General features: G+C 64.7%; 18 protein-coding genes and 1 pseudogene. 6 read left to right on the forward strand and 13 right to left on the reverse strand.

The annotated features are described in order from the left end of the window. Positions 1-86: 86 nt before the first annotated feature. Positions 87-2,179, forward strand: a pseudogene (locus IVB50_RS02605) (methyl-accepting chemotaxis protein). Between the two features lie 48 nt (positions 2,180-2,227). Here the strand turns inward: IVB50_RS02605 and IVB50_RS02610 are convergent. Both IVB50_RS02610 and IVB50_RS02615 read right to left on the reverse strand, forming a co-directional pair. Next, entirely contained in the window at positions 2,228-2,881 is a 654-nt protein-coding gene (locus IVB50_RS02610; RefSeq protein WP_018454654.1) for a DUF2865 domain-containing protein, read from the reverse strand. A 17-nt stretch (positions 2,882-2,898) separates the two neighbouring features. Beyond that, positions 2,899-3,717, reverse strand: coding sequence for a L,D-transpeptidase (locus IVB50_RS02615; protein ID WP_204513289.1), 819 nt, complete (start codon positions 3,715-3,717; stop codon positions 2,899-2,901). A gap of 210 nt (positions 3,718-3,927) precedes the next feature. Between IVB50_RS02615 and IVB50_RS02620 the strand changes: the two genes are divergently transcribed. The 5 genes from IVB50_RS02620 to IVB50_RS02640 all read left to right on the forward strand — a co-directional run bounded on the left by IVB50_RS02620 (position 3,928) and on the right by IVB50_RS02640 (position 8,038). Next, positions 3,928-5,040 carry an AI-2E family transporter gene (locus IVB50_RS02620; protein ID WP_026232782.1) on the forward strand — a complete coding sequence of 371 codons (1,113 nt, stop codon included), beginning with the start codon at positions 3,928-3,930 and terminating at the stop codon, positions 5,038-5,040. Positions 5,041-5,118: 78 nt separating this feature from the next. Next, positions 5,119-5,490: a DUF883 family protein gene (locus IVB50_RS02625; protein WP_026232783.1), complete on the forward strand. Its 372-nt coding sequence runs from the start codon at positions 5,119-5,121 to the stop codon at positions 5,488-5,490. A 76-nt stretch (positions 5,491-5,566) separates the two neighbouring features. Beyond that, the gene (locus IVB50_RS02630; RefSeq protein ID WP_018454658.1) at positions 5,567-6,022 is read left to right on the forward strand and encodes a hypothetical protein; all 456 of its coding nucleotides are present in this window, start codon (positions 5,567-5,569) and stop codon (positions 6,020-6,022) included. A 176-nt stretch (positions 6,023-6,198) separates the two neighbouring features. Continuing rightward, a complete protein-coding gene (locus IVB50_RS02635) occupies positions 6,199-7,341 on the forward strand; it encodes an OpgC domain-containing protein (protein ID WP_018454659.1) in 1,143 nt (380 codons plus the stop codon). Between the two features lie 67 nt (positions 7,342-7,408). Next, a complete protein-coding gene (locus IVB50_RS02640) occupies positions 7,409-8,038 on the forward strand; it encodes a TetR/AcrR family transcriptional regulator (RefSeq protein WP_026232784.1) in 630 nt (209 codons plus the stop codon). A 7-nt stretch (positions 8,039-8,045) separates the two neighbouring features. Here IVB50_RS02640 and IVB50_RS02645 read toward each other — a convergent pair whose 3' ends face one another. The 11 genes from IVB50_RS02645 to urtE all read right to left on the reverse strand — a co-directional run bounded on the left by IVB50_RS02645 (position 8,046) and on the right by urtE (position 17,114). Next, the gene (locus IVB50_RS02645) at positions 8,046-9,704 is read right to left on the reverse strand and encodes an HWE histidine kinase domain-containing protein (protein WP_018454661.1); all 1,659 of its coding nucleotides are present in this window, start codon (positions 9,702-9,704) and stop codon (positions 8,046-8,048) included. Between the two features lie 296 nt (positions 9,705-10,000). Continuing rightward, complete coding sequence (gene ureG / locus IVB50_RS02650) at positions 10,001-10,624, reverse strand: urease accessory protein UreG (RefSeq protein WP_026232785.1); 624 nt, start codon at positions 10,622-10,624, stop codon at positions 10,001-10,003. A gap of 158 nt (positions 10,625-10,782) precedes the next feature. Beyond that, positions 10,783-11,511: an urease accessory protein UreF gene (locus IVB50_RS02655; protein ID WP_018454663.1), complete on the reverse strand. Its 729-nt coding sequence runs from the start codon at positions 11,509-11,511 to the stop codon at positions 10,783-10,785. Next, a complete protein-coding gene (locus IVB50_RS02660; protein ID WP_018454664.1) occupies positions 11,492-12,109 on the reverse strand; it encodes an urease accessory protein UreE in 618 nt (205 codons plus the stop codon). Before IVB50_RS02660 ends, IVB50_RS02655 begins: the two co-directional genes overlap by 20 nt. A 14-nt stretch (positions 12,110-12,123) precedes the next feature. After that, positions 12,124-12,423 (reverse strand): putative quinol monooxygenase, encoded by a 300-nt coding sequence (locus IVB50_RS02665; protein ID WP_007599815.1) that lies wholly within the window; start codon positions 12,421-12,423, stop codon positions 12,124-12,126. A 142-nt stretch (positions 12,424-12,565) separates the two neighbouring features. After that, the gene (gene ureC / locus IVB50_RS02670; protein WP_247294151.1) at positions 12,566-14,281 is read right to left on the reverse strand and encodes an urease subunit alpha; all 1,716 of its coding nucleotides are present in this window, start codon (positions 14,279-14,281) and stop codon (positions 12,566-12,568) included. Between the two features lie 37 nt (positions 14,282-14,318). After that, the gene (locus IVB50_RS02675; protein ID WP_026232787.1) at positions 14,319-14,858 is read right to left on the reverse strand and encodes an HD domain-containing protein; all 540 of its coding nucleotides are present in this window, start codon (positions 14,856-14,858) and stop codon (positions 14,319-14,321) included. A gap of 57 nt (positions 14,859-14,915) precedes the next feature. After that, positions 14,916-15,221, reverse strand: a complete 306-nt coding sequence (locus IVB50_RS02680) for an urease subunit beta (protein WP_007599812.1) — start codon at positions 15,219-15,221, stop codon at positions 14,916-14,918. A 9-nt stretch (positions 15,222-15,230) separates the two neighbouring features. Then, positions 15,231-15,533: an urease subunit gamma gene (locus tag IVB50_RS02685; protein ID WP_018454667.1), complete on the reverse strand. Its 303-nt coding sequence runs from the start codon at positions 15,531-15,533 to the stop codon at positions 15,231-15,233. A gap of 24 nt (positions 15,534-15,557) precedes the next feature. After that, a complete protein-coding gene (locus tag IVB50_RS02690) occupies positions 15,558-16,388 on the reverse strand; it encodes an urease accessory protein UreD (RefSeq protein ID WP_018454668.1) in 831 nt (276 codons plus the stop codon). A gap of 30 nt (positions 16,389-16,418) precedes the next feature. Beyond that, complete coding sequence (urtE, locus tag IVB50_RS02695; RefSeq protein WP_007599806.1) at positions 16,419-17,114, reverse strand: urea ABC transporter ATP-binding subunit UrtE; 696 nt, start codon at positions 17,112-17,114, stop codon at positions 16,419-16,421. Between the last annotated feature and the right edge of the window lies 1 nt (position 17,115).

Here is a 17,115-nt window from a genome sequence, read left to right on the forward strand (position 1 = left end):
ATGCGATTGCCTTGTCTGACGGGCCCCTTTTTCTGCTGTTGCCGGGGCGCCTTTACGAACTTTGTATTGGGAATTGGGGGACTTCGATGCTGAATCGTCTGACCGTATCCGCGCTGCTGAAGGCGGTGATCGCGATCACGTCGATCTGCGTGGTGATCGCGCTCTCGCTCACCGCCTACGAGTCCTGGGATCGCCTGAAGACCGCCAACCGCATCTCGCAGATCGCCGACACGTCCGCCGATCTGTTCAAGGCGATGCACAATCTGCGCACCGACCGCTCGACCACGGTCCGCCTCCTGAATGCGACCGAGCCGATGGACGGCGAGATCGAGAAATATCTGCGCGCGCTGCGCGATGCCCAAATGCCCGCCATGGCGCGCGCGATCGAGCTGCTGCCGGCCATGGACTTTCCGCAATCAGGCACGCTGGTACCGGAGCTTGCGCGCCTCTACAAGCTGCTGATCGAGGAGCAGAAGCAGTTCTGGGAGGATGTAGCCAAGCCGAAGGACCAACGCCGCGCCGGTCTGCCCAAGGAATATATGGAGACAACGCAGGGCCTGCTCGACACGCTCGACAAGCTCTCGAACACGTTGGCCGCCACGGTCAATCACCTGGACGCCGCGATCGACCAGCTGCTGTCGATCAAGCAGAACGCCTGGCTGCTCCGCAACACCGCAGGCGAAGCATCGCTGATCGTCTCGACCGGGCTGGCCGCCGGCAAGATCACGACGGAGGGCCGCTACGCCTATACCCAACATGTCGGCGGCACGAGCGCGATGTGGAAGGCGCTGGAGCTGTCGACGTCCGGCATGCAGTTGCCGTCGGGGCTCGCCTCCGCGATGGCCTCCGCCAAGACCTCGTATTTCGAGCCGCAATATCTGGCCTTGCGCGACCGTCTCACGGACGCGCTGGTCAAGGGTGAGAAGCCCGAGATGACGGCGAACCAATGGAGCCCGCTCACGGTCGCCCGTATGGCGAGCGCCGTCACAGTGGCAGAAGGTGCGCTCGATGCTGCCAAGATCCACACGCAGGAGCAGCGCGGCGCCGCACAGCGCGCACTGATCGTGCAGCTTACGCTGCTGGCGCTCGCCGTGGGGCTTGCCGTCGGCGCGATCATGCTGGTCAGCCGCCGCGTCATCACTCCGCTCAACACCATCCGGGACGCCATGCTGAAGGTCGCCGGCGGCGACCTTGCCGTCGATAGCGGCTATCTCGACCGCAACGACGAGATCGGCGCGCTTGCCGGCGCGCTGGAGACCTTCAAGCAGCAGGCCAACGACAAGCTCACGATCGAGGCGCAGGAGCGCGAACGCAATGCGGGCGCCTCCGCGCGCCAGCGCGCGGTCGAGACCTATGTCGGCGAGTTCGAGGGCGCGGTGCGCAAAACGCTCGGCGAATTGAGCGAAGCCTCTGGCGAGATGCGCAAGACCTCGGGCGATCTCTCCGCGGTGTCGCGGCAGACCAACGACCGCGTGCAGATCGCCGGCAAGGCCTCCAATGACGCCTCCATGAGCGTCGACAGCGTCGCCGCCGCCGCCGAAGAGCTGAGCGCCTCGATCAACGACATCAGTCAGCAGGCCGCGCATGCCGCGGGCATCGCCAGCCGCGCCGTGACCCAGGCGCGCGAGACCGACGGCACGTGCAGGGACTTCAAAAGTCGGCCGGCCGCATCGGCGAGGTCGTCGGCCTGATCAACACCATTGCGCAGCAGACCAATTTGCTCGCGCTTAACGCCACGATCGAGGCGGCCCGCGCCGGCGAGGCCGGTCGCGGCTTTGCCGTGGTCGCCTCCGAGGTGAAGTCGCTGGCGAGCCAGACGGCGAAGGCGACCGAGGAGATCTCCGAGCAGATCGCCGACATCCAGAAGGTCGCGGCCGACGCCATCAGCGCCATCCAGACCATCGGCGGCATCATCGGCGAAGTGAACGAGGTCGCGACCGCAATCGCCGCCGCCGTGCAGGAGCAGGGAGCGGCCACCCAAGAGATCACCCGCAGCACCCAGTTTGCGGCGCAGGGCACCAAGAACGTCTCGGACAACATCACCGGCGTCAAATCCGATGCAGACGCTGCTGCCGCTGCCGCCGACAACGTGAAACACGCCTCCGAGATGCTGGAGAGCCAGAGCCGCCAGCTCGGCCATGACGTCAGCGACTTCCTCGGCAAGATCCGGGCGGCATAGCCCACACTCTTGGTGTCGTCCTGGCGAATGCCAGGACGACGTTGAGGCCTATTCCTTCGCCACCACCGGCACCTGGCGGAATCTTGCGCGAACCGAGTCGGGCAGCGGCGAGAAATTCATCGCGACGCCGCGGCGGTCGTTGGCATTGCGGCTGGCGACCACCAGGCCGTCCGCGCCCGCGACGATGTCGCCCTTGCGCAAGGTGGGATCGTCGTCGACCTTGACCTGAGCGAGCCCGACCGGATCCTTGCCGTTGCAGGTACAGCCTGCGACAATCTCATTGCGATAGCGGAACGCGTTAGGCAGGTCGGAATAGGATTTCCCCTTATCCGTCGTCGCGTCGTCGATGTTGCCGCCATAGACCAGCGAGGTCTCCGAGGCCGGGCAGAAGCTCTTGCAGGATTGCGCCTTGCTCTCGGAATCGTTTCCCTGCGCCGGGAAATAACGTCCGTCGCAGCCGCGCACGCAATAGGCCGTGCCGCCACCGTAGGAGGCCCGCTGGCGCGGCGGGTCGTAGCGCGGCGTGTCATCGGTCTGGAAAGGCATGCGAATCTCGGGCGCCGGCCGTCCGCGGAAGCCGCCGAACAGCGCCGAGAAAAAGTCCTCCGCATGGGCGGATGGCGTCAGCGCGAGGCCGAAGGAGGCAATGGCGACGAACGCCGCCGCGCCCCCGGCGAGTTTGCCGATCGAACGTCTCTTCATGTGACCTCACTCGACCCTTAGTTCACGGCCGAATTCGAAATGTTCAGCGCCTGCCGGCCTGAGGGCAGCGCGGTCACGGCTGGGCGCTTGCGCACGGAATCACTGCCTTTCGCCATCAGCGGCGCGTTCTTCGGTAGCACGACCACCTTGGCGCCGACATTGACACGGCCGAACAGGTCGGTGACATCCTCATTGGTCATGCGGATGCAACCGGACGAAACGAACTTCCCGATCGTGGTGGGATCGTTGGTGCCATGGATGCGGTATTCGCTCGACCCGAGATACATCGCACGCGCGCCGAGCGGATTGCCGGGGCCACCAGCGACGAAGCGGGGCAGATAGGGTTGGCGCGCGATCATCTCAGCCGGCGGATGCCAGTCCGGCCACTCCGCCTTGCGGCTGACGCTCTGCACGCCCGACCAGGTGAAGCCCTCGCGGCCGACGCCGACGCCATAACGGATCGCGCGGCCCTGGCCGAGCACATAGTAAAGGTAAGTATTGTTGGTATCGATGACGATGGTGCCGGCCGGCTCGCTGCGGTCGAAGCTGACAATCTGCCTGCGCAGGCGATCTGGCAGCGCGGCATCCTCGTCGGGCGCTTGCGCGTTCTGACTTGCATAGCCTTGGTTCGCATAGCCCTGGTTCGCATAGCTTGGGCTCGCATAACCCTGCGAATAGCCCTGGTCCTGCGGGTAAGCCTGATCTTGCGGATAGGTGTAGCCCAGCGTCTGTGCGCTTGCGGCGCCGAACGGCACTGCCAGCAAAGCGGTTGCAAAGGCAAAAGCGGTGATGCGGCGCTGCGATAAGCGGCGTCGGACTGCAGAGAACTTCGTCATGTGCTGCCCCGTGTGGATGCCTGCATCAGGGTGATGCGCTGGTTTGTTCAACGCGGTCCAACCGCTACAAGTTCCGCGGCGGGATGCAGCAGCGACGTCAGAGTCAAGCGAGCGCTTCTTCGCGAAGCCGCGATGGAACCCGCAGGGCGCGAGGACGTTCTCCCCTGGTCATGGGCGCGAGGACTGAAGTCTCCGTGCCGGAGAGGTATTGTGCGCGTCCTTCCCAGTGAACGTATGACTCCCGGCAATGGCGAAGGCACTCCGCTTCCCGAGAGCCACGGCGAACTCCCGCCGGTGATCCGCCGCACCGAACTCGTCGCCTTCTCGCTCGCCGGACTGCTCCTCATCGCAATCGTCGCGGTGCTCTATGTCGGAAAGGCGTTCTTTTTGCCTGTCGTGATGGCGTTCGTCACCGGCACGATGCTCTCGCCGGCAGCGACCTTTCTGGAGTACCGGAAAGTGCCGCGCGGGCTTGCCGCCGTCTTGATCGTGTTCGCGGTGACCGCCGTGGTCGGCTTCATCGTCGCGCTGATCGCCTCGCCGGCGATGGAATGGAGCTCGCGCCTGCCCGAACTCGGCGCGCAGTTGAAAGACAAGGTCCACGTGTTCGACCGGCCGCTGGCGCTGTGGCGAGAGCTGCAGACGATGCTCGGCGGCTCGGAGGGATTGCCAAGCTTCCAGATGCCGAAATTCGAGTGGGTGCAGCCAACGATTGAATTCCTGTCACCGACCTTTACCGAATTCCTGCTGTTCTTCGTCACCCTGATCCTGTTCATCGCCAGCTGGCGCGACCTGCGACGGGCAATGATCATGACCTTCAGCGATCACGACGCACGGCTGCGCACGCTTCGCATCCTCAACGAGATCGAGGTCCATCTCGGCAACTACCTTTTGACTGTGACCCTGATCAACGTCGGCGTCGGCGTCGCCGCCGGAATCGTCTGCGCCCTCACCGGAATGCCCAATCCGGCTGGCCTCGGCGCGCTGGCGGCCACCCTCAATTTCATTCCGATCATCGGACCGGTGGCCATGTTCGCCATTCTGGTCGTGGTGGGGCTGGTCACCTTCCCGACCGTCAGCGGCGGCCTGATGGCGGCGCTCGCCTTTGGCGGCATCACCTTCCTGGAGGGACATTTCGTCACGCCGACCATCATCGGCCGGCGGCTGGCGCTCAATGCGCTCGCGGTGCTGCTGGCGCTGGCGTTCTGGACCTGGCTGTGGGGCCCGATGGGCGCGTTCCTGTCGTCGCCGCTGCTGATCGTCGCCCTGATCCTGAAGGAGCATCTGTTGCCTGAGGATTCGCCGCAGCTCCCGCAGGACTGACCGGTTTCCGTGAACGGAACTTACACCACGACGAAACGTTTCCCGGCTGTCTCAACCGTCAACAGCCCGGAGCCCCTGATGTCCACCACCAATGCCGAAGCCGGGATGAGAGACTGGACCGACAAAGCCACCAGAGAACGCCTCGAGAAGGATGTAGCAGCCGTGAAAAGCGATATCGCCGCCCTCACTGATCAGATCACCGACGCGCTCAATACTTTTGCCAACTCCTCCAGCAAGCAAGCCCGCCGCGGCTATAGCCAAGCGCGCGAAAACGTGGATTCCGCGATCGACGACATGTCGGAACGCGGCAGCGCGATGATGGGCGCGGCACAGGAGGCCTACGGCTCGATCGAGGAGACGCTGGAGGACGCGATCACGCAGCGGCCGCTCGCGACCGTCGGGCTTGCGCTCGGCATCGGCTTCCTGATCGGCGCGGTCTGGCGTCGCTGAGATCGCGAACGGGTATCGAGACGGTGGCGCAGCGGCGCCGCCGGTGCCGGCTTGTGGGGATCTGAGGAGCAAGACCATGTTTCAGCGCATCATCGACGGGATCAGCGCATCCACCGGCACCACTGTGCGGCTGACCTCGCTGGCAGCAGGCGCGGCGTTCGCACTCTTCATCACCACGTGCTTCCTGTGCGCGGCGGCATTCATTTCGGTGCTCAACAAATATGGTCCGGTGCAGGCCTGCCTCGCCGGTGCGGGCATTTTCTTTCTGCTGACCCTCACCGCGGCGGTGAGCTATTGGGTCTACAAACGGCAGCTGCGCAAGCAAGCTCATATCGCGGCCGAGCGCGCCACGAAATCGGCGGCCTCGAGCATGCTCGCGGACCCCATGCTGCTCGCCACCGGTCTCCAGATCGTTCGCGCCATCGGGATCAAGCGGCTGTTGCCGATCCTGGCGATCGGCGGCGTCGCCCTCGGACTCATGGCGAGCCGCGCCGGCGTACCCGACGAGGCCTCGGCTGAGCCTGCCGAGTAGCAGCTACCGGGTTAGAAAATTTCGTCACGGGTCCCGCGAACGCGCCTATCCAATCGGCACCGGCGGCCCCGCGCCAATTTCGCGCCGTTTGCCTGCGCCATCACGCAAACGCTACTCGGATAGGCAGGCGGTTGCCGCTAAAAGCAGCGCCCCTGATTCCAAAAGCCATTTTTTCGATGAAACCGTCCGTCCAGGCGAACCTCGCCGCATTTCAACACGACCCCCGGCTCTATTTGACGCTCGGTATCGCCAACTGGTCGGTTTTCGTCGACCACATCCCGAACAACGTCGTCAATTTGCTGACGCTGCGCAATTTCGGCTTCAGCGGCGCCGCAGACTTGTTCGTGTTCGTGGCCGGCTATGGCATGGCCATCATTCACGGCAAGATCGCCCTGGAGCGCGGCTACGTCGTCGCGGCGACGCGCATCTTCCAGCGCATGTGGCGGCTCTACGCCGCCTATGTCGTCCTGTTCGTGATCTACATCGACGCCATCGCCTATGTCGCCTCGCAATCGATGGCGCCCGAGATCATCAACGAATACAACATCTCGGGCATCATCGAGCATCCGCTGCGGATCCTGATACGCGGACTGGTGCTTCAGGAAGAGCCGCTGAACCTCGATCTTCTTCAGCTGATGATCCCGCTGATGGCCCTCCTTCCACTCGCGCTGTGGGGGCTGTTGCGGCGTCCGAACCTGACGCTGGCGGCGTCGGTCGCGCTGTACGTTGCGGCGCGCTGGTTCGGCTGGAATTTCCGGGTTTATCCGGACCAGGAGTGGACCTTCAACCCGTTCTGCTGGCAGATGCTGATGGTGCTGGGCGGCTGGTTTGCCGTGACCGGCACGTCGGGCCGCGCGCTGCATGGCCTGTCCTGGCTGCGCGTGCTCGCAGGCGCCTATCTCGTATTCGCGATGGCAATCACGCTGATGCGACACTCGCCGACGCTAGCGGCCTATTTGCCGGATATCGCGCTCAACACCATCACGCCGACCGACAAGGAAGACCTCGCCCCCTATCGCGTGGTCCACTTCCTCGCGCTCGCTTTCCTCGCGACATATTTCGTCCCGGCCGATCATCCCGGCCTGCGACTGAAGCCGCTTCAGGCGGTGATCAGATGCGGCGAGGAATGGCTCGCGGTGTTCTGCGTCGGCGTGTTCCTGTCGTTTGCCGGCCATCTCATCCTGATCACCGGCGCCAATTTGGTGGTGATGCAGATTGCCGTGAGCCTGGCCGGCTTCGCGGCGATGGCCGCGGTCGCATATTACATCGCCTGGTCGAAGCGGCAGGACCTGCCCGCGGCCTTGCGGCAACAGGCCTAACCCGGCACCTTCCGATTCCCCTAGGCCGGCCATTACGGCTGGGCTATGCGGAGCGGCAGCGGATTGCATGGGGAGGCCGGGCGTGGTGATGGCGAATGGCGGGGATGAGGGAGCCGACGGCGCGCCCCGGCGCGGCCGGCCAAGGTCGATCGAGACCACCAACGCCATTCTCCAAAGCGCCTATGCGCTGATGGCCACTACCGGCCTTGCCGCCACCACCATTGACGCGATCGCGCGCCACTCCAGCGTCTCCAAGATGACGATCTACAAATGGTGGCCGTCGCGCGAAGCCTTGCTGATCGACGCCTTTCTTCACCATGCCGCGCAGATGCTGCCGCTGCCGCATGCAAGCTCGGGCAGCCCCGCCGCGCGCGCACGCCGCCATGCCGCCGCCTATGCCGAAGCCCTCCAGGGCGAGTTCGGCAAGGTCCAGCTCGCCGTCATCTCCGAATGCATCTCCAAGACCGGCTCGGCGGAGCTGTTCTACGCCCGCTACCTGCAATTCCGCCGCGACGCGCTGATCGAGATGATCGCCGCGGGCCAGAACGACGGCAGCATTCTGGCGGAAGCACCGCCCCAGGATCTCTACGACGCGATCTATGGCAGCCTGTTCTACCGCTACGTCTTCGGCATCGCGCCGATCACGCCGGCCTACGCGCGGACCCTGGTTGACCTCGTGCTGCGGCCGAAGAGCTAGCCTCGAATTACCGCGCAGGCCGGATCGGTGCTGACAGCTTGTCGGTGCGGTCGCGCTCGGTCATGTCCTCGACCGTCTCCATCGGCGCGGTCAGCTCGTAGACATAGGAGACATCGGTGAAATAGCGCTTGGCGGTGCCGCCGAGCGCCTCGGGCGCGACGCGGTCGAGCAGGATCAGGCCGAAGTCGGAATCGGGGCGGCGCGTCGCTTCGCTGGTGTTGAACTCCTCCCAGCGGAAATAGAAGACCTCGCCGGACCCCTCGTTCGTCACCGTCCAATTGGCAGTGATGTGCGGATGCTTGCCGACAAGCGACAGGCCCTCGTCGGAGTGCGAGGCGAGCTCGAAGAACAGCAGCGACAGACTCTGCGCCGCGCGCGCGCTGACTGCGATATCAGGACCGGTGACGGCAATGCGGTCGGCATGCGGGATGGCGCGCGCCTCGAACAGGCCCTTCAGCTTGACACCCTGCCACTGGCTCTCGCTGAGCAGCGAGACGACGTTGGACATGGCGTGGATGCGGCCGATCAGGAGCTCGCGCGCGACATCGATGTCGGAGCCATGGCGCAGCGTGCGGGTCACGATCGACTGGATCACCGCCAGGATGTTTTTGACCCGATGGTTGAGCTCGTCGATGACAGCCGTCAGCCGGCGCTCGAAGCCGATTCTGACCTGGATTTCCCGGCTGAGCCGCAAATTGTTGTAGGCGACATAGCCGAACAGGCCGCACACCATCGCGGTGATCGCAAGGCCGATCGCCGCCACGATGATCGCAGTCTGCTCGGCGCGGCGCGCCGAATTGGTCTTGGCGTAATAGCCGAGCTGCCAGTCGCGACCACCGAAGCTCACCGTGCGCGTCGCCGACGGCGCCGGCCCATCGGCCGCTGTCGGGCGGGCCGAGACCACGCCTTGATCGTTGGCGACCAACTCGCCACCCTCCCGGCGCGGATCCTTCAGCGCAACCGCGAACAACGACATGTCGTCGTTGGTCAGCATCAGGGAAGAGAGCTCATAGGAAAATGTGATGAAGCCCGCCGGCTCCGTCGCGCCCTCCGGGATGACGGGAGCCGCCACAATGATGCCGATCGACCCGTCGCCACGCAGGAGGGCAACCGGTTCTGAGGCAACCGACCTCTTCTCCACTCTGGCGCGCGCCAGCATGGCGCCGCGCACCTGATCCTGGTCGTAACTGCGGCCGGGCAGCCCCTTGGTCTCGTTGCTGCGCGGCTCGAGATCCATCAGCACATCGATCGGCTGGGTGACACCTGCCGGATCGATCGGCTTGTCCTCATAGCTGCGGATTCGCGGATTGGGGAAGCCGGCGCTCGCGATCGCGGCTTGTGCTGCGGCAAGCTCGTTCGGCTTCAGGCGGGCGACCCAGCCCGCCACCACGAAATCGGTCTTGAAGGCGTAGATGGCCGAGCGCAGCGGCTCGAGCATGTTGGGCTTGAGCACCGACGGCGCCCGGAACAGGCCGGAGGCAACCCGCGCGAGCAGTTCGCGCTCGGTGAGCCGGTCCTGGACCAGGCTCGCATGGACATCGATCGCGCGCGCCAGCGCGATCCGGTCCAGCGCCAGCTCCTGGTCGTGGACGCGATAAGCCGCAAGCCCGGAGAGCAAGGCCCCGAGAAGAGCAATGAAGCCGATGATGAAACCCAGCCGGACCACGCGACTACTCAGGCGAAAGCAGGAGGTCGGCAATAAATACGGAGCATATGGACGCCGCTCGAACGGGCACGTGCCGAAACAGGGTGAACCCCAATCGCCGAGATAATGAAGGAGGAGGCATCGGTACGCAACTTGGTCGCCTGAGAAGCTTAAATCGGCCCGCCGATGGTCCGGCCGAGTTGGATTTGCTCCGGGCACCGGAGGTAATCAATTGCCGTGACCGAAATTTGTTCCGCGGACACGGCTCTGCCCACGGTGTTAACGGGGGAAACGCCTGCGTTAGGTCGTCGCGCCGGTCAGCCGGCCCGTTTCAAGCCGCCTTTGGCCTCAATGAAGCCGATGATGCGGTCCAGCCCCTGGCTCTTTTTCAGGTTGGTCATGACGAACGGCCGCTCGCCGCGCATCCGCCTGGCGTCCGTCTCCATCTTTTCCAGGGAGGCGCCGACATGGGGCGCCAAGTCGATCTTGTTGATGACAAGGAGGTCGGACCGGGTGATGCCGGGGCCGCCCTTGGACGGGATCTTGTCGCCGGCCGCCACGTCGATGACGTAAATGGTGAGATCGGCGAGCTCCGGGGAAAAAGTGGCAGCGAGGTTATCACCGCCGGATTCGATCAGCACGAGATCGAGTCCGGGAAACTTGGCGCGCATATCCGCCACCGCGGCGAGATTCATCGAGGCGTCCTCGCGGATCGCGGTGTGCGGGCAGCCGCCGGTCTCGACCCCGGCAATGCGATCCGGCGTCAGCGAGCCCGAGCGTACCAGGAATTCCGCATCCCATTTGGTGTAGATGTCGTTGGTGATCGCGGCGATGTCGTAGCGCTCGCGCATGGTCTTGCAGAGCAGGTCCATCAGCGCAGTCTTGCCCGATCCGACCGGACCGCCGATGCCGACACGCAAGGGGCCGTGAGATGTAGCCATTGCTTTTTTTCCTATCGTCGTCCTGGCGAAAGCCAGGACCCGTTACCACTGAATCCGATTGTCACGGCACGCTGCAGCCACATCTGTGCATAACCACGCGCACCCGTGGTTATGGGTCCTGGCTTTCGCCAGGACGACAGTGAAAGCGACGAACCCGCTCAAGATCTGAACAGCCGCGTATATTGCGTCTCGTGCCGCACGCTGGCGAGGTCGGCGCGGAACGTCGCGCCGCCGACATCGTCCAATGTCGCATTCAGCGCACGATTCGCCGTCGCGGCAACCGCGGCTTCCAGCCTCACCAGCACGCGCTGGCTGTCGGTCTGGCCGAGCGGAATGAGCCGGCTGGCCGCGGAAATCCAGTTCGAGACCAGCGCATGCAGGAAGGCGTGCAGCGTCGGCGCCAGCGGCACGCCGTGCATCGCAGCGACCACGCCAACGGCAACGGGATAGACCAGTGGCGTACGGCATGCCGCAACCATCGCATCCAGCCCGTCTGCATCCCACGCGGCGCGGGCGATGTCGATGAAGGCACGGCCCTGCGATGTCGTCTCCAGCTGCCGCTCGCGCGACGGCACGAAGGCCGCGGCGAGCTCGGCGATATCGCCCAAGGTGTCGCCCTCGCCCGCTTCAGTGGCGCGATAGGCGTGGACCAGAAACGTCGCATCGCAGAAGCCAGAGCCATCGCGAAGCATCGCATCGAGCCAGTCCGCCAGCGACGCGGTGTCGTTGATGTCACCGGCTTCGACCGCCCATTCGATGCCGCTGGAGTAGGAAAAGCCCCCGACGGGAAACGCCGGCGACAGCCAGGTCATCAACCGGTACAGCGCCGCCGCCTCGCACTCCGCGAGGTCGCGGGCCGCGACCGGCTCATTTGTGGTCATGAGCATGCTTGTGGCCGTGGTGATGGTCCGGGTGATCGCAATGCTCGTCGTGGTGGTGATGGTGATCGTGACCGTCGCCATGTGCGGCATGATCATGATGGTGATCATGACCGTGATGATCATCGTGGCCGTGATCGTGATGCGCGTGGTCGTCGTGTCCATGCGCATGTCCGGCATCCGCATAGGCGCCGCCTTCGGGATCGAACGGCGCCTCGATCTCGATCACGCGCGCGCCGAGGCCCTTCACCATGGCTTCGATGACGTGGTCGCGGCGGATGCGCAGGCTCTTGGCCATGATCTGCGTCGGCAGATGGCGATTGCCGAGATGCCAGCCGACACGAATAAGGTGGTGCGGATCGTGGCCGCGGATCTCGAGCAGCGGCTCGGGCGCAGCGACCACCTCGACCAGCCGGCCGTCCTCCAACACCAGCGCATCGCCGCCGCGCAGCGCGACGGCATTCTCCAGGTCGAGCAGGAACTCGAGTCCCCGCGTCCCCGTCATTGCCATGCGGCGGCGGTGCCGATCGTCGAAATCGAGCACGACCGTATCCGCCGGCGCTTCCGCGAAGCGGTGTTGTCCCCTGACCTGCGTCGCCCGGATCATCCGCGTTTACCCCGTTACCGTGTCTCGACCTTCTCGGGCGTGATCACTTCGATCTTCGGCGGCGCCGTAAAACACTTCACCGCGACGCGGCCGAACGTCTTCATGTGCTCCATGGCGCGATGCGGCACCAGCGCCTCGGCATTCTCCCACTGCTCGACGAACACCATCTTGGCGGGATCGGTGACGCTCTCATGCAGATCATAGGCGATATTGCCGGGCTCTTTCCGCGTCTCCTTGATGCAGGCGGTGGCGGCTGCAATGAATTCGGCGCGCGTTTCAGGCTTGATGGTCAAGGTGGCGACGACGTAGATCACGAGAAATCCTCCCGGCTTTTCTTCTGGGCTTCAGATACCGGGCGGGACCTTAGACCAGGCGGGATCGAACGCAAAACCCGGAAAAGCCGCTCCCGGATATGCGACCAGGACATGGTCCTGGGACATGCGTTGAGGCGCTATTTCAGTACATGAAATATCGCTGCGCCATCGGCAGCACCTCGGCGGGGGCGCAGGTCAAAAGCTCGCCGTCGGCGCGGACCTCATAGGTCTCAGGATCGACCTCGATATTGGGCGTGGCGTCGTTGTGGATCATGCTTTTCTTCGAGATTTTTCCGCGGGTGTTCTGGACCGCATAGAGCTTCTTGTCGATGCCGAGCTTACGCGCGAGGCCGCCGGTGATGGCGGCCTTCGAGGTGAACACCACCGAGGACGCGGTGCGCGCCTTGCCGAAGGCGCCGAACATCGGCTGATAATGCACCGGCTGCGGGGTCGGGATCGAGGCGTTGGGATCGCCCATGGGAGCGGCGACGATCATGCCGCCCTTGACGACGCAATCCGGCTTGACGCCGAAGAAGGCCGGCGACCACAGCACGAGATCGGCGAGCTTGCCCTTCTCCACCGAGCCGATCAGCTTCGAAACGCCATGGGCGATCGCGGGATTGATCGTGTATTTGGCGATGTAGCGCTTGACGCGGAAATTGTCGTTCTCCTTGCCCTTGTCCTGCGGCAGCGAACCGCGCTGCTTCTTCATCTTGTCAGCGGTCTGCCAGGTCCGGATGATGACCTCGCCGAGGCGGCCCATGGCCTGGGAGTCCGAGGAGATCATCGAGAGCGCGCCGAGATCATGCAGGATGTCCTCGGCCGCGATGGTCTCCTTGCGAATGCGGCTTTCGGCGAACGCCAGGTCTTCCGCGATCGAGGGATCGAGGTGGTGGCACACCATCAGCATGTCCAGATGCTCGTCGATGGTGTTGCGCGTGAAGGGCCGCGTCGGGTTGGTCGAGGACGGCAGCACGTTCTTCAGCCCTGCGACCTTGATGATATCGGGGGCGTGACCGCCGCCGGCGCCCTCGGTGTGGAAGGCGTGGATGGTGCGGCCTTTGAACGCCTTGATCGTATCCTCGACGAAGCCGGATTCGTTGAGCGTGTCGGTGTGGATCATCACCTGGATGTCGTAGTCGTCGGCGACCGACAGGCAATTGTCGATCGCGGCAGGCGTGGTGCCCCAGTCTTCGTGCAGCTTCAGCGCACAGGCGCCGGCCTTGATCATCTCGACCAGCGCGGCGGGCCGCGAGGCGTTGCCCTTGCCGGAGACGCCGAGATTGACCGGGAATGCGTCGAACGATTGGATCATCCGCCCCATGTGCCACGGCCCCGGCGTGCAGGTGGTGGCGAACGTGCCGTGCGAGGGGCCGGTGCCGCCCCCTAGCATCGAGGTGACGCCCGACATCAGCGCGTGCTCGATCTGCTGCGGACAGATGAAATGGATGTGGCTGTCGAAGCCGCCCGCGGTGAGGATCTTGCCTTCACCCGCGATCACGTCCGTGCCGGGGCCGATGATGATGGTGACACCGGGCTGGATGTCGGGATTGCCGGCCTTGCCGATGCCGGCGATCATGCCGTCCTTGATCGCGACGTCGGCCTTCACGATGCCCCAGTGATCGACGATCAGCGCATTGGTGATGACTGTGTCGGCCGCGCCCTGCCTGTTGGTGACCTGCGACTGGCCCATGCCGTCGCGGATCACCTTGCCGCCGCCGAACTTCACTTCCTCGCCGTAGCTGGTGAAGTCCTTCTCGACCTCGATGATGAGATCCGTGTCGGCCAGCCGCACCTTGTCGCCGGTGGTCGGGCCGAACATGTCGGCATAGACGGAACGCTTTATTTTGACGGACATCACAAGCCCCGTTTGCGTTTGAATTCTGGATCGGTGCTCACAGAGAGGTTCTCGCTGTGAGCACCATGTCGTCGAAGGTCGTATCGAGCCAAGAGTTACCGCCGCGGCAACCAGCGACAACCTGTTCGGCCCAGTCGGTATAATCGACGAGATCGTCACGTTCCTCGGCCGTCGGATCCGAATGTACGCGCGCGCCGATATTGCTGATCTTGTCGGCGATCTTGATCAGCCTGGCGCCAGCCGATTTTTTCGGTGCGTCGAGCACCTGACGCCGCCGCCGCTCCGGCTTCGACAGGCTCATATCGTCGGTGCACTCGTCGACAAGCGACGCGACACGGTCGGAGAATTTTTGCGCGAGCTCCTCGCGCGTGGTGTCGGTGTCCTCGATCGCATCATGCAGCCAGCCGGCTGCAACCAGTTCGGCGTCGGCGCCGTCGGTCGCGGTCGCAAGCAGGTTCGCGACCTCGGCGAGGTGGTTGATGTAAGGCTCATGACCGCGGCCCTTGCGCGCCATGCCGTTGTGACGGCGCGCGGCGAGTTCGGCGGCTTCGGAGACGAGGCGGACAGGTGACAGCATGGCAAAGTCCTCCGTTTTCGCCTCAACCATGCCGCGCCACGCTCGTTCCTGTGGAATTCACAGCTTCCCCATCACGTCGCCGCGGAAGCCGTAGATGGTCTTCTTGCCGGCCACCGCGACGAGTTGGACGTCGCGGGTCTGGCCGGGCTCGAAGCGGACCGCGGTGCCGGCGGCGATGTCGAGGCGCATGCCGCGGGCCTTCTTGCGGTCGAACTTCAGGGCCGGGTTGGTCTCGAAGAAATGGTAGTGCGAGCCGACCTGGATCGGGCGGTCGCCGGTGTTGGCGACCGTCAGCGTCACCGTCTTGCGGCCGGCGTTGAGCTCGATCTCGCCGTCCTGGATGAAGAGTTCGCCGGGGATCATGCTTCGCTCCTACCTGATCGGCTCGTGCACAGTGACGAGCTTGGTCCCGTCCGGAAACGTCGCCTCGACCTGGATGTCGTGGATCATCTCGGGAATGCCCGGCATCACCTGGTCGCGGGTGAGAACCTGCGCACCCGATTGCATCAACTCGGCGACGGTGCGGCCATCCCGCGCGCCTTCGAGGATGAAATCGGAGATGAGCGCGATCGCCTCCGGATGGTTGAGCTTGACGCCGCGATCCAGCCGGCGGCGGGCCACGATCGCCGCCATCGAGATCAGAAGCTTGTCCTTTTCGCGAGGAGACAGGTTCATACGAAATCTCTTCCGTTCACTTCGTCAATTCAACCAGAGCCGCGGCAGCGCCGCGCCGGTGCGCGCCAGCACGGTCATCATGTCTGCGCGCAGACGCGCCGCATCTTGGGCACAGAACCGCGCCATTGCAAAGCCATTCCAGGCGGATATCCCGACCTCGCTGGCGAAGGATTCCGAGGCCTCGCGGATGCGCTCGATCAGGGCCTCGTCGCCGGGCACGATCAGCGCCGTGCCAATCGCAGCGCCGCCCCTGGCCACCGCCGATCGCGCAAGCTTTGCGCCAATATTGCCGTCGAGCCTGACGGTCTCGGCGAACACTAGCTTGCCGCCGCGACGCAGCCGCCAGCGATCGACGAACTCACCCTGCTCCATCCGTTCGCCCATCGCGGTACGGCCGAACACCACGATCTCGCACAGCAGGAGCGAGGCAGTCGCATCGAGGTCTATGTCGAAGCGACGACGCACGCGCGCGCGGTCGAACAGGATCGTCTCCTGCGGCAGCCAGCCGAGATGTGCGCCTGCGGCAACGTTCAGTGCGATATTGAGCTCCGCCGCCTGACCGGGCGCGCGATAGACCTTTTCCGCGGCCGCCGTCGTCAGCGTCAGCTTCGAACCATCTGCGGCAGCGATCTCGATGTCGAAGCGATCGCCGCCGGCGACACCACCGGCCGTGTTGACGAACACGCCGGAGAGCCCCTCGTCCTCCGGCGAAGGGAAGCGCACGCGCAGGGAGCCGGACTCATGCAATATCCCGCGACGTGTCACACCGTCGCGCGCGTGGACGTCGAAGCGCACCGCGCCGCGGGCACGGTTGGCGTCGAACACCGAAGATGCCGTTAGAACGTCGCTGCGCATCCGCCCCCCAGCCGGTCGCGGCAGAATGGCCTACAGCGCCATCTGGCGGCTGATTTCGCTCGCGTCGAGATTGGAGCGGTCGCAGGTGAACTTCACCGCGCCGCGATCCATCACCGCAAAACTGTCGCCGAGTTCGCAGGCAAAGTCGAGATATTGTTCGACCAGCACGATGGCGATGTTGCCGAGATTGCGCAGGTACGAGATGGCACGGCCGATGTCCTTGATGATCGAGGGCTGGATGCCCTCGGTCGGCTCGTCGAGCAGCAGCAGCTTCGGCCGCATCACCAGCGCGCGCCCGATCGCGAGCTGTTGCTGCTGGCCGCCGGAGAGATCGCCGCCACGCCGTCCGAGCATGGATTGCAGCACCGGAAACAGGGAGTACACGTCGTCCGGAATGTGCTTGTCCTCGCGCCTGAGCGGCCCGAAGCCGGTCTTGAGATTCTCCTCGACCGTCAGAAGCGGAAATATCTCGCGCCCCTGCGGCACGAAGCCGATACCCTTGCGCGCGCGCTCATAGGGTTTCAGGCCCGTGATATCGTTGCCGTCGAGCACGATGGCGCCCGAGGAGATCGGGTACTGCCCGACCATGGCACGCAGGAGCGAGGTCTTGCCGACGCCGTTGCGCCCGAGCACGCAGGTGACCTTGCCGGGCTCGGCCGCAATCGACACGCCGCGTAGTGCCTGCGCCGCGCCGTAGAACAGGTTGATGTCCTTGACCTCAAGCATC

The sequence above is a fragment of the Bradyrhizobium sp. 87 genome (genome assembly GCF_023073015.1).
Lineage (GTDB): Bacteria > Pseudomonadota > Alphaproteobacteria > Rhizobiales > Xanthobacteraceae > Bradyrhizobium > Bradyrhizobium canariense_D.